This window comes from Pseudomonas sp. BF-B-30, assembly GCF_019956305.1.
Classification (GTDB): domain Bacteria; phylum Pseudomonadota; class Gammaproteobacteria; order Pseudomonadales; family Pseudomonadaceae; genus Aquipseudomonas; species Aquipseudomonas jessenii.
This window is the reverse complement of sequence record NZ_JAHBDG010000036.1, coordinates 42,311-54,620: the sequence shown is the minus strand read 5'-3', so window position 1 is coordinate 54,620 and position 12,310 is coordinate 42,311. Positions and strand designations below refer to the sequence as shown.

11 protein-coding genes are annotated in these 12,310 nt (G+C 61.2%); 3 read left to right on the top strand and 8 right to left on the bottom strand.

The genetic code is table 11. The annotated features are described in order from the left end of the window. Positions 1-86: 86 nt before the first annotated feature. Both KGB29_RS19180 and potE read right to left on the bottom strand, forming a co-directional pair. Positions 87-2,372 carry an Orn/Lys/Arg decarboxylase N-terminal domain-containing protein gene (locus tag KGB29_RS19180; protein WP_057715430.1) on the bottom strand — a complete coding sequence of 762 codons (2,286 nt, stop codon included), beginning with the start codon at positions 2,370-2,372 and terminating at the stop codon, positions 87-89. 16 nt (positions 2,373-2,388) lie between these two features. Continuing rightward, positions 2,389-3,774, bottom strand: coding sequence for a putrescine-ornithine antiporter (gene potE, locus KGB29_RS19175; RefSeq protein WP_150815000.1), 1,386 nt, complete (start codon positions 3,772-3,774; stop codon positions 2,389-2,391). A 182-nt stretch (positions 3,775-3,956) separates the two neighbouring features. Here potE and KGB29_RS19170 point away from each other — a divergent pair, with 182 nt between their 5' ends. Further along, a complete protein-coding gene (locus KGB29_RS19170; protein ID WP_057715428.1) occupies positions 3,957-4,286 on the top strand; it encodes a hypothetical protein in 330 nt (109 codons plus the stop codon). 121 nt (positions 4,287-4,407) lie between these two features. Next, complete coding sequence (locus tag KGB29_RS19165; RefSeq protein ID WP_046040328.1) at positions 4,408-4,824, top strand: organic hydroperoxide resistance protein; 417 nt, start codon at positions 4,408-4,410, stop codon at positions 4,822-4,824. A 156-nt stretch (positions 4,825-4,980) separates the two neighbouring features. Here the strand turns inward: KGB29_RS19165 and KGB29_RS19160 are convergent, their stop codons facing one another. The 6 genes from KGB29_RS19160 to KGB29_RS19135 form a co-directional block, all read right to left on the bottom strand. Then, complete coding sequence (locus tag KGB29_RS19160) at positions 4,981-5,490, bottom strand: copper chaperone PCu(A)C (RefSeq protein WP_150815001.1); 510 nt, start codon at positions 5,488-5,490, stop codon at positions 4,981-4,983. A gap of 1 nt (position 5,491) precedes the next feature. After that, entirely contained in the window at positions 5,492-6,097 is a 606-nt protein-coding gene (locus KGB29_RS19155) for an SCO family protein (RefSeq protein WP_057715426.1), read from the bottom strand. Between the two features lie 329 nt (positions 6,098-6,426). Then, a complete protein-coding gene (locus KGB29_RS19150; protein WP_150815002.1) occupies positions 6,427-7,311 on the bottom strand; it encodes a ChaN family lipoprotein in 885 nt (294 codons plus the stop codon). Between the two features lie 52 nt (positions 7,312-7,363). Then, positions 7,364-8,131: a heme ABC transporter ATP-binding protein gene (locus KGB29_RS19145; RefSeq protein WP_150815003.1), complete on the bottom strand. Its 768-nt coding sequence runs from the start codon at positions 8,129-8,131 to the stop codon at positions 7,364-7,366. Next, positions 8,131-9,114 carry a FecCD family ABC transporter permease gene (locus KGB29_RS19140; protein ID WP_174245550.1) on the bottom strand — a complete coding sequence of 328 codons (984 nt, stop codon included), beginning with the start codon at positions 9,112-9,114 and terminating at the stop codon, positions 8,131-8,133. The genes KGB29_RS19145 and KGB29_RS19140 overlap by 1 nt, the downstream gene beginning before the upstream one ends. 143 nt (positions 9,115-9,257) lie before the next feature. Beyond that, entirely contained in the window at positions 9,258-9,431 is a 174-nt protein-coding gene (locus KGB29_RS19135; RefSeq protein WP_223508090.1) for a hypothetical protein, read from the bottom strand. 109 nt (positions 9,432-9,540) lie between these two features. Here KGB29_RS19135 and metE point away from each other — a divergent pair, with 109 nt between their 5' ends. Continuing rightward, positions 9,541-11,829 (top strand): 5-methyltetrahydropteroyltriglutamate--homocysteine S-methyltransferase, encoded by a 2,289-nt coding sequence (gene metE / locus KGB29_RS19130; protein ID WP_150815006.1) that lies wholly within the window; start codon positions 9,541-9,543, stop codon positions 11,827-11,829. The last annotated feature ends 481 nt before the right edge of the window (positions 11,830-12,310 follow it).

Genomic DNA, 12,310 nt, shown 5'->3' with positions numbered 1-12,310 from the left:
TCCTGTCAATCGACAATTGCGTCGACTGACACTACGCCTTCGCGAGCAAGCCCGCTCCCACAGGGGGGGCAGTGAGCCAGCTTGTCTTACTTCAGTACCAGCATCCGGTAAACGCCATCTTCGACTTCGATCCCGTGGGTGTCATGGGTGAAGCCGGGGAAGGATTTGTCGAAGGCTTCCAGTGCCTTGAGATACGCCAGCAACGGACCGTCCGCAGGCCCTGCGTTCTCACCCGGCATGAGCAGCGGGATGCCTGGTGGATACGGCACGATACCGGTCGCGGCAAGGCGTCCGGCGGCTTCGTTGAGCGTCACCAGCTCGATGTCGTTACGCACCAGTTTTTCGTAGGCCTCCACCGGGCTGAACTCGGCTTTTGGCAGGGTGCCGAAGGCCTGGGACATGTTGGCGGTGGTCTTGTGTTTCTTCATGGCGGCGAAGATTTCGTCGGCCAGATCCTTCAGGCCCATGCCGGCATAGCGATGCTGGTTGGCGTTGTACAGGTCGGGCAGGCACAGCTCGAGCTCGGCGTTGTCGTCGTAGTCACGCTTGAAGTCGAGCAGGGCGTTGAGCAGCGTGCCCCACTTGCCTTTGGTGATGCCGATGGAGAACAGGAACAGGATGGTGAAATCGGTGGTTTTCTCGACCACGATACCCTGACGGCCCAGGTACGCAGTGACCACGCAAGCGGGGATACCGGAGGCGAGCAGGCTGCCGTCGTCGCCCATGCCCGGGCTGAGCACAGAGACCTTGATCGGGTCGAGCATGCAGTAGCCGTCTTCGATGTCGCCGAAACCGTGCCATACCGCGTTCGGGTGCAGGACCCAGCAGTTCGGATCGGTTTTCAGCGTAGCCGGGTCGACCTCGTGGAACGGCACGGCCGCTGCGCCAACCTGTACGGTCGGCGGCTGCCAGCAGGTGAAGAACCAGTCGTTCTTGCCCACCATCTCGTTGTGCATGCGCGAGAGAACCTGGCGGAAGCTGATGGCTTCTTCAATCGACTCGTTGGTGAGGATCTGCCCGCTCGGTGCTTCCATCATCGCCGAGCTGACGTCGCAGGACGCCATGATCGCGTAATTTGGCGAGGTCGAGGCGTGCATCATGTACGACTCGTTGAAACGCGCATGCTCGATCGGGTTACGCCCGTCACGCACGTGGATCATCGAGGCCTGAGACAGGGCAGCCAGCAATTTGTGGGTCGACTGGGTGGCGAACACGGTCGGCTTGGACTTGTCGTGATCGGCCGGGTTGCCGTGCATGGCATGGCGTCCGCTGTACAGCGGGTTGAAGCGCGCATAACCGTACCAGGCTTCGTCGAAGTGCAGACGGTCCACGCTTTCGCCCAGCAGCTCTTCGACCCGGGTGACGTTGTAGGTCAGGCCGTCGTAGGTGGAGTTGGTGACAATGGCGTGCACTGGTGTCGGGTCGATGCCTTGCTTGACCAGCGGGTTGTTGGCGATGGCGGCTTTCACGCCTTCGGCGCTCAGGGTCTGCGGCAGGATCGGGCCGATGATGCCGTAGCGGTTGCGGGTCGGCACCAGGTAGGTCGGAATCGCCCCGGACAGGGTCATCGCGTGCTCGGCGGACTTGTGGCAATTGCGGTCGCACAGGGCGATCTGGTTGCGCGTGACGCTGGCCATGAGGATGACGCGGTTGGACATCGACGAGCCGTTGGTCACGTAATACGTGCGGTGGGCGCCGAAGACCTTGGCGGCATAGCGTTCACCCTGGCCGATAGGGCCACTGTGATCGAGCAGCGAACCGAGTTCGCCAACCGAGATCGACAGGTCGGAACGTAGCAGGTTCTCCCCGAAGAACTCGTAGAAGGCCCGGCCTGCGGTGCTCTTCAGGAAAGCCGTGCCGCCGGCATGGCCTGGGGTGTGCCACGAGTATTCATAGTTGCGGGCAAACTTCACCAGCGCGCCGAACATCGGCGGCAGGGCGGCCTGGCGATAGCGTTCGATGGCCGCCAGGATGCGCCCGCTGAGGAAACGAGAGGTGTCCTCGGGCAGCCAGATGAAGTCGTCGGCGTGTTGCATGACCAGCAACGGAATGCTCGACGCGGTGGTGCGGTCGCTGATCAGGAACACCGGCACCCGGGTATTGCGCTCGCGCAGTTTGACCAGCAATTTGGTGCAGTCGGCGTGGCCTTCGCTGGTGTCCATTTCCCACCGGATGAGCACGCATTGAATGGCAGGGTCCGAGCGCAGGATCGAGGCGGCGTCGGTGAGGCTTTCCGAGGCAAGTACGCTGACACCACGTCCCTCTACGTCGTGGACCAGTTGATCCAGGGCGCGGCCAAACACCGTTCGCTTGTCCGGCGGACTGCTGACCAGTAGCGCCAGCATGCCCAGCGAGTGTTTATATTCCGTCATGATTGATCCTCCAGAGTTAATTCAGGTTGTTGACCGGCACTGGCTCGGCAGTGAGGTGCTGCGCGCTGACGGTTTGTGTCGGTACGCTGTTGTTGAGCGCTTCGAGGCGGATCAGGCGGTTGTTGACGAAGCCGAACAGGGTGTAACCAACGATCGTGGCCACGCCGCCCAGCATCAGCGCCTGTTCACCGGAGCTGTATAGCGCCAGGTAGCTGTAGGCCGCTGCGATCAAGGCAATGATGTTGGTGGCCAGCGCCTTGCTTTCCGGCACGTTGGAGACTTTCTGCATGGTCATCAGCGCGGCCATGGACAGGATGTACGGCACCAGGTTGGTGACCACCGCGAGGTTGACCAGGGTGTCGAACTGCTTGCTCAAGTCGGGGCTGATGGTGAGCAGGGCCAGCGCGGTCTGCGCCGCCAGCAGCACCAGCATGCCGACAATCGGCGTTCCCGCTTTGTTGCCTTTGGCAAAGATCGACAGGAAGTAACCGGTGTCCGCCGAGCTTTTGTACACTTGGGCGATGGTGAACTGCCAACCCAGCAGCGAACCGATGCAGGCGAGCACCATGGCCGCCATCACGATGTCGCCGACCATCGGGGTGAACATCTTGGCGAACACCAGGCCGAACGGCGCAGTGGAAGCGACCAGTTCTTCGTTGCCGACGATACCGAAGATGACGTTGGTGGAGACGATGTAGATCACCGCTGCACCCAGGGTGCCGCCCAGCACGGCAATCGGTACGTTGCGCTCAGGGTTTTCCACCGCGTCGGTGTTGGCGCAAGCCGATTCCAGGCCAAGGAAGGCCCACAGGGTAATTGCCACCGAGGCGCCTGCCGCTTCGAACCAGCCTTTGTCGTGGGGGTTCCAGCCAGCGGCGTAAACACTGCTGTCGAACCAGAACCAGCCCACCGTGGAGACCAGCACCACCGGTGCAATCACACCCCAGACCGTCACCGCGCCGATACGGCCGGTAATGCTGGCGCCGCCAAAGTTGGCGAAGGTGGTGATCCACAACAGGGCAATAGTGGCCAAGCCTACTTGCAGTGAGTCGAGTTCTATCCCGAACAACACCTGAATATAGCCGACCGCTGTAATACTGATCGCCACGTTGGCAATCAACAGCGAGAGGCCGTAGGTGTAGTTGGTGATGTAGTTACCTGCTTTACCGAAGGTGTATTCGGCATAACCGCCCATGCCGCCGGTCTTGCGGCTGAGCATCCCGCATCGCGCAAAGGCGTACGCCAGAGCGAGGGAGCCGGTGGCCGTTATCAGCCAGGAGAGGATCGAAATTGCACCGACTTCCGCGAGTTTCGTCGGTAGTAGCACAATGCCTGAGCCCAACATGTTGACCGCGGTCAACATTGTCAGTTGCCCCACACTCATTTTCTTTGCGACTGACATTCCGTTGCCTCACTTAGTTGGCGATTGAGAGTCTTAGCTATAGCAAAGGATTGAAAACTCGCAAGAAATAACGTCACTCATCTCGTTTTCGCATTAATCTGCAAAAAAGGCACGATGCTGGCCCCCAAGTTTAAAAATCCTCAGCAAAATTAGTTCATTTTCAGCTAGTTAAATAGGTCAAGATGCGCAAGACATGGATCTCGTTAATGCCGTTAGTTATCGCGGGTGTAGCCCATTCGGCTCAAGCCAAAGAACTGGCCACCCATGATCAATACATGTGCAGTTGGGGGGCGGGAACCGCCGCAAGGGCACAGGAGCTCAAGCTTTCAGGCGTTTCTCTGTACGCCGCACGCCAAAAAATCCAGGTCTACAAGTTTGCAAAATCCTGGATGCGCATGATGGCACTTGGCATTACAGAGCAAACTTATGACAGTCCGTCGCGATTCAAACCGACTGCTGTACGCCAGAGCTTTTATGAGGACTGCGTCAGGTACAAGTTGGCGCGTAAATAAAGTAGAAGGGGGCGCTGGTCGGATCGACCGCGGGGCGGGGCTGCGACGACTATATTGATTGACCATCCCAGCGACCCGATGGGGTGAAACCGGTTTTTTACAACTCAATCAGGAGGTCATCATGAGCCAGATCGATAAAGTGTTGTACACCGCCCAAACCCACACCACCGGCGGGCGTGACGGCGCGTCCCGCAGCTCCGACGGAATCCTCGATGTGAAGCTGTCGTCCCCGGGCGCGGGTGGCGGTGGAACCAATCCGGAGCAACTGTTCGCTGCCGGGTGGTCCGCCTGTTTCATCGGCGCCATGCAAGTTGCAGCCAGGGAAATGAAAGTGGCATTGCCCAAGGATGTGGCCGTCGATGCCGAGGTTGATTTGGGCACCAATGAAGGCGGCTATCTGCTGCAGGCGCGGCTCAATGTCAGCCTGCCGGGGCTGGACCGTGAAACCGCACAAAAAATCGTCGACACCGGGCACCAGTACTGCCCGTACTCGAAAGCCACGCGCAACAACATCAACGTCGTGCTCAAGCTCGTTTGAGATGACGTGAAAAGGACTCGTATTCACTGAAGATCAAACTGTGGGAGCGAGCTTGCTCGCGATGGCGGAGTATCAGGCGACATCGATGTCGAATGTTCCTGCCTCATCGCGAGCAAGCTCGCTCCCACAGGTCCTGTGTTTTAACTGACGGAGCAATCAATTCATCTTGCTGTGATCATGCATCATCTTGCTGTGATCCATGGTGCCGATCGCCTTGGCAACGGCTTCGACCTGAATCGATTCTTTCTCGCCCTTGGCGTCTTCCACGGTCAGGGTCAGTGGCACCTTGTCGCCTTCCTTGATCTGGGCCGTCAGGTCCATGAGCATGATGTGGTAACCGTGGGGATCGAAGCTCACCGCTTTACCCGCCGGCAGCGCAACGGACTGCACCTGCTGCATTTTCATCACGTCGTCTTTCATGCTCATTTCATGAATCTGCACTAGCTTGGCAACCGGCGTTTGCACGCTCAGCAACTTGCTGTCGCTGCTGGCGGTGACGGTCATGAAGGCGCCGCTCGACGGCTGACCGGCCACGGTGGCGCGGACCCAGGCGTCGTCGACCCGGGTTTGTGCCGATACCTGAAAGGCCAGGCCGACCAGGGACAAGCCCAGTGCCAGTTGCTTGCAGCCTTGCACGAAGCGGTTTTTAGCTTGCGGGGCATTCATTTCAGCAAACCTCCATCACGGTGAGCAGGTCTTCTGCGCACTCTTTGGCCGTCAGGGACGCGGACAGCCCCAGGCGCAGATTGCCCCGGGAGTCGAAGACAAAACTGGTCGCGGTATGGGAGAGGGTATAGGTATCGCCGCTCGGGACTTTCTCAAAGAACACGCCGAATTCCTTGGCGGTGGCGGCGGTTTCTTCAAGCGTGCCGTACAGGGCTTCGAAACTCGGGTCGAACGCCTTGACGTACTGGTCCAGCAACTCTGGCGTGTCGCGTTCAGGGTCCAGGGTGATGAAGATAACCTGCAGCCTTTCGCCATCGCGACCCATCAGCTTCTTGGCCTGCGCGGCGCGGGCCAGGGTGGTCGGGCACACGGCCGGGCACTGGGTGAAACCGAAGAATACCATCGGCATCAGGCCACGATAGCTGCCCAGCATCCTGGTTTCGCCCTCAGGGTTCTTGAGCTTGAAGTTACGCCCCATGATCTTGTCGCTGAGGTCCTTGCCGTAGTTGAACGACAGCTTGCTGCTGTCGTCGCAACCGGCGAGCAAGCCCAGGCTCAACAGGCCCATGCCTTGCAGGACAGTCCGGCGGGTATACAAAGTACTCATGAAAAAAAGCATCCTGTTGAACAGGCTGAAATGACAGCGTGATGACTGTACAGACGAAAAAATCGCGGGGATGTTAACAAACTGTGCCGGTTTCCGAGGGGCGGATACGACCATTGGACCGACGCACAGGCGTGACATAGTGTCGCGCCGGCAGGCCGACACCTGTGGCGAGGGGGCTTGCCCCCGTTGGACTACGAAGTAGTCCCGATCCAGGCAATGCGGTTTGTCTGAGTAACCGCGATTGCAGGGTTCAGGGTCGCTGCGCGACCCAACGGGGGCAAGCCCCCTCGCCACAGGCAAGCCCCCTCACCACAATGTTTCGGTCGGGTTTAGCGACGCAATTGCGCGCAATGATCCTGTTCCGGTTGCGCGGCGGTGTACCACACGTAATCCGCATTCTCGGCGGTCACGGTCTTGCCCGCTTCGGCCAGGATCAGCACCGCATTCCCTTCACCGGCACCGAGGTCCTTCAGGTGCAGTGGCACCCCCAGATCCTTGCGCACGTGGAAGGCACCGGCCAGCAGCAACGCCGGCGTCGGCGCGGCCATCAGGCGCTCGGCCATGCGCCGGTCACGCTGTTGTTGCACGGCGAGCATTGCCGGCATCTGTGCTTCGGGCAACAGGCCGCAATGGGATTCGCGGATGTCATCCAGCAAGGTCGCCCGCACCTGTTGGGTGGTGGACGCTTGCCCCGCAAGTACCGGGCGCTGTTTGTAGATCTGCATGATCTGCGCGCGGTCCAGGTTCGCCGCCAGCAGCGGATACGGTTGCCGCAGCGCGTAGGTGACGAGTGCGCCATAAACACTCCAGTCCCAATTGGCCTGCCAGGCCAGCGCCGTGAACGCATCGGTCGGTGGCTGGCCCGCGCGGGTCACCGCTTGTGCGGCATCGACCCTGGCCTGTTGGTCGGGGTTGAGCATCTCCATCAGCAGGCTGCCCTGGGGGCGTTGTGTCGCCAGTTCGCGCAGCAGCCACAATTGCAGAGCGTGGTGCTCCGGGTTGTCGTGCTGTTCACCGACCAATACCCGAGGCACAACGGCCAGGCGTTGGACAAGTTCTTGCGGCGTCAGCGTACGGCCCGTGGCGAGTTCGCGGATGACTCCGAGGTCGGCGTGATCACGGCCGTGCGGGGCGATCGGCGCCGGCAGTGGTGTGACCTGATGGATTTGGCAGGCAGCCAACAGGCTGAATGCACAGAGCAACAGAAAGCGCATCGGTTTTCCTTATTGGACAGGTGCCCCCTCAATGACGGAAGAGGGGGCGGCATCAGCGCGCGATGATCAGCGGGTGGCCGCGTTCCGGATGCTGGTGAATCAGCACTTGTAGTCCATACACCGCCGCCATCGCTTCGGTGGTCAGCACTTCTGCCGGTGGACCGTAGGCGTGGGGCAGGCCCTGATGCAACAACAGTAGTTGATCGCAGTAACGGGCAGCCAGATTGAGGTCGTGCAGAATCACCAGCACGGCAACCCCGCGCTCGGCGAAATCACGCACGGCTTGCAAAATGGTGTGCTGATGCAGCGGATCGAGCATCGATGTCGGTTCATCGAGCAGCAGGGTTTGCCCCTCGGCACCCGGCCAGAGCTGAGCGAGTACCCGCGCCAGATGCACGCGCTGGCGTTCACCGCCGGACAGGGCCAGGTAGCTGCGTCCGGCAAGATGAAGCGCATCGGCGGCTTTGAGCGCCTCGGCGACGATTTCGGCATCGCGCACGCGGCCGCTGGCGTGAGGCAAGCGACCCATGCCGACGATTTCATTGACCGAAAACGCAAAGCTCAGGCTCGAACTCTGCGGCAGCACGGCCAGGCGCTTGGCCCGTTCCTGTCCCGGCCAGTCGGCGAGTGGACGCTCGTCGAGGCTGACCCTGCCTTCACTGGTCGCCAGCTCACCACACAAAGCGGCGAGCAGGGTGCTTTTGCCGGCGCCGTTCGGCCCCAGCACACCCAGCACTTCACCGGGGCGCAACTCGATATCGATGTTGGTCAGCACCGTGCGCTTGCCACGGCGTACCAGCAGGTTGTTTGCCCGCAGCATCAGGAGCGTCCTCGCACCAGCAGATAAAGAAAGAACGGAGCGCCGATCAGTGCAGTCACGATACCGATTGGCAATTCGGCTGGCGCCAACAACAAACGCGCCGCCAGATCGGCCAGTAACAGCAGGCTGGCACCGGCCAGCAACGACGCGGGCAGCAACACCCGGTGATCCGGGCCGACCAGCAGGCGCATCAGATGCGGCACCACCAGGCCGATGAAACCGATCAGTCCGGCCGCCGCGACTGCCGCGCCGACGCCGAGCGCCGTGCACAACACCAGCTCAAGTTTGATCCGCTCGATGTCAAAACCCAGGTGACGGGCCTCCGATTCACCCAGCAGCAATGCATTGAGCGCCGCCGCCCTGCGGGGCAACCACAACGCCACGCCCAGGGTGACGATCAGCAACGGCCACAAGCGCGGGTAACTGGCACCGTTGAGGCTGCCCAGGTTCCAGAACGTCAGGGTGCGCAAAGTGGCATCGTCGGCCAGGTAGGTGAACAGCCCGACCCCGGCACCGGCCATGGCCGTCATCGCCACACCCGCCAAGAGCATGGTGGCAACGTCGGTTTGCCCGTTGCGGCGACCGAAGCGATACACCACCGCCGTGACGATCAAGCCACCGGCGAAGGCGCTCACCGACAGCAGGTAGGGTTCGATCGCAGGCGGCAAGCCACCGAGCAGGCTGCCGCCGACGATGGCAAGGGCGGCACCGAGCGCAGCACCGCCGGACACACCGACCAGACCCGGATCGGCCAAGGGATTGCGGAACAACCCCTGCATCGCCACGCCGGACAACGCCAGTACCGACCCCACGGCGATGCCGAGCAAGCTGCGTGGCAGTCGAATCTGCCCGAGGATCAACTCCGCCTGCTGCGTGTCACCACCGTCAAGTGGCAACCCGAGCAGACGCATCCCGCCCAGCAAGGTATCGCCCAGGGGCAGGCTGACCGGTCCGAGGGCCAGGGACAGCCAGAACACCAGCACCAGCAACAGCAGCAAAAAGATCAACGTCGGACGCGGCCGAAAAATGGCCGTCATGAGCTGATCCCGGCGGTCTGTGCTTTGGCGTCCGGGCAGGGCGTCGTGGCACAGGCCGGCAGTGTTTTGATACGCATCGGGACTATTCCTTAGCCGATCATAGGGTGGGGGCGGGTATCGAAACTTTCGTAGCGGGTGATGATGCCATCGACGCCCGGCTTACGCACACGCCACGGTTCGGTCATGCCAGAGGTTTTCAGGCGCAGGTTGGACATCGGGGCGAGCGCCTTGAACCAGATGTCCATCCAGCGCCAGTTGCGCAGTGCTTCTGATCATGAGAGGAACTTGTGATCATCACGATTAAAATGAGTTTGTCTCACTCGCTGACACTGTCGACAATGGCTCCCATCGAACGTATTGGAGTTATTTGACATGGCTGTGGCCCATTCCCTTGGTTTTCCGCGCATTGGTCGCGACCGCGAACTGAAAAAGGCTCAAGAGGCGTTCTGGAAGGGCGAACTCGACGAAGCCGGTCTGCGCACCGTGGGCCGCGACCTGCGCAAGACCCACTGGGACTTGCAGAAAAAGGCCGGCATCGAGTTGCTGCCGGTCGGCGACTTCGCCTGGTACGACCAGGTCCTGACCCACTCGTTGATGTTCGGTGTGATCCCTGAGCGATTCCGCCCGCACGATGGCAAGGCCAGCCTGCAAACCTTGTTCGGCATGGCGCGTGGTGTGAGCGACAGCTGCTGCGGCGGCGCGCATGCCCAGGAAATGACCAAGTGGTTCGACACCAACTATCACTACCTTGTCCCTGAGTTCAGCGCCGATCAGCAGTTCCAGCTCGGCTGGGACCAGTTGTTCGAAGAAGTCGAGGAAGCCCGCGCACTGGGGCACAACGTCAAGCCGGTGATCATCGGCCCGCTGACTTACCTGTGGCTGGGCAAGGCCAAGGGCGTCGAATTCGACAAGCTGGAGCTGCTGGATCGTCTGTTGCCGTTGTACGGCCAGATCTTCCAGCGCCTGGCGGCACAGGGCGTCGAGTGGGTGCAAATCGACGAGCCGATCCTGGTGCTCGACCTGCCGCAGGACTGGAAAAACGCCTTTGAGCGGGCCTACAACCTGATTCAGCGTGACCCGTTGAAGAAACTGGTCGCCACGTATTTTGGTGGGCTGGAAGAAAACCTGGGCCTGGCCGCCAACCTGCCGGTGGACGGCCTGCACATCGATCTGGTGCGTGCGCCTGAGCAGTACCCGACCATCCTCGATCGCCTGCCGGCCTACAAAGTGCTGTCGCTGGGCCTGGTCAACGGCCGTAACGTCTGGCGCTGCGACCTGGAAAACGCTTTGGCCACCCTGCAGCATGCTCATGAGCGTCTGGGTGATCGCCTGTGGGTCGCGCCATCCTGCTCGCTGCTGCACAGCCCGGTTGATCTGGGGCGTGAAGACAAGCTCGATGCCGAACTGAAAAGCTGGCTGGCGTTTGCCGTGCAGAAGTGTGAAGAAGTCGCGGTGCTGGCTCAGGCCGTCAACGAGCCGGAAGTGCCGAAGGTGCTTGAAGCGCTGACCCAAAGCCGCGCCGTGCAGGCCAGCCGTGCTGCGTCGCCACGCATCCACAAACCGGCCGTGCAGGCGCGTGTGGCCGCCATCACTGTCAAGGACAGCCAGCGTCATTCGCTGTTTGCCCAGCGTATCGAGAAACAGCGCGCCGGCCTGAACCTGCCGCTGTTCCCGACCACCACCATCGGTTCATTCCCGCAAACCGCGTCTATCCGTCTGGCTCGCCAGTCGTTCAAGCAAGGCAAGCTGACCGAAGCCGAATACACCGAAGCGATGCACAGTGAGATCCGTCACGCCGTGCAAGTGCAGGAAAACCTGGGCCTGGACGTGCTGGTGCACGGTGAAGCCGAGCGTAACGACATGGTCGAATACTTCGCCGAGCAACTTGACGGCTATGTGTTCACCCGTTTCGGCTGGGTCCAGAGCTACGGCTCGCGTTGCGTGAAACCGGCGGTGATCTTCGGTGACCTGAGCCGTCCGAAAGCCATGACCGTGGAGTGGATCCGCTACGCCCAGGGCCTCACCGACAAGGTGATGAAGGGCATGCTGACCGGTCCCGTAACCATGCTGATGTGGTCGTTCCCCCGCGAAGACGTGACCCGCGAAGTGCAGGCTCGTCAACTGGCCCTGGCGATCCGTGATGAAGTGGTGGACCTGGAAGCCGCCGGGATCAAGATCGTACAGATCGACGAAGCCGCGTTCCGCGAAGGCCTGCCGTTGCGCCAGGCGCAGTGGCAGCACTACCTGGACTGGGCGACCGAAGTGTTCCGTCTGTGCGCCTCCGGTGTGCGCGACGAAACCCAGATCCACACCCACATGTGCTACAGCGAGTTCAACGATGTGATCGAGTCCATCGCCGCCATGGATGCCGACGTGATCACCATCGAAACCTCGCGCTCGGACATGGAACTGCTGGACGCGTTCGAAGCCTTCGCTTACCCGAACGAAATCGGCCCGGGCGTGTATGACATCCACTCGCCAAGGGTGCCGGACTCCTCGGAAATGGCCAACCTGCTGCGCAAGGCCGCCAAGCGTATTCCCGCCGACCGCCTGTGGGTCAACCCGGACTGCGGCCTGAAGACCCGCGGCTGGCCGGAAACCGAAGCGGCGCTGGTGCACATGGTCAACGCTGCGCGTCAGCTGCGTAAAGAGTGGGCCTGACGCTGTATTGGGTGCACCACTGAAACCTGTGGCCTCATCGCGAGCAAGCTCGCTCCCACAGGGATTCCGGGTGAATACAAGATTTGTGTTCAACAGAAATCCACTGTGGGAGCGAGCCTGCTCGCGATGGCGGCGTGTCAGGCGGCAGGGATGCTGGCTGTGATGGCCTCATCGCGAGCAAGCTCGCTCCCACGGGGATTCCGGGTGAATACAAGATTTGTGCTCAACAGAAATCCACTGTGGGAGCGAGCTTGCTCGCGATGGCGGCGTGTCAGGCGGCAGGGATGTTGGCTGTGATGGCCTCATCGCGAGCAAGCCCGCTCCCACAGGGATTCCGGGTGAATACAAGATTTGTGTTCAACAGAAATCCACTGTGGGAGCGAGCTTGCTCGCGATGGCGGCGTGTCAGGTGGCAGGGATGTTGGCTGTGATGGCTTTATCGCGAGCAAGCTCGCTCCCACGGGGATTCCGGGTGAATACA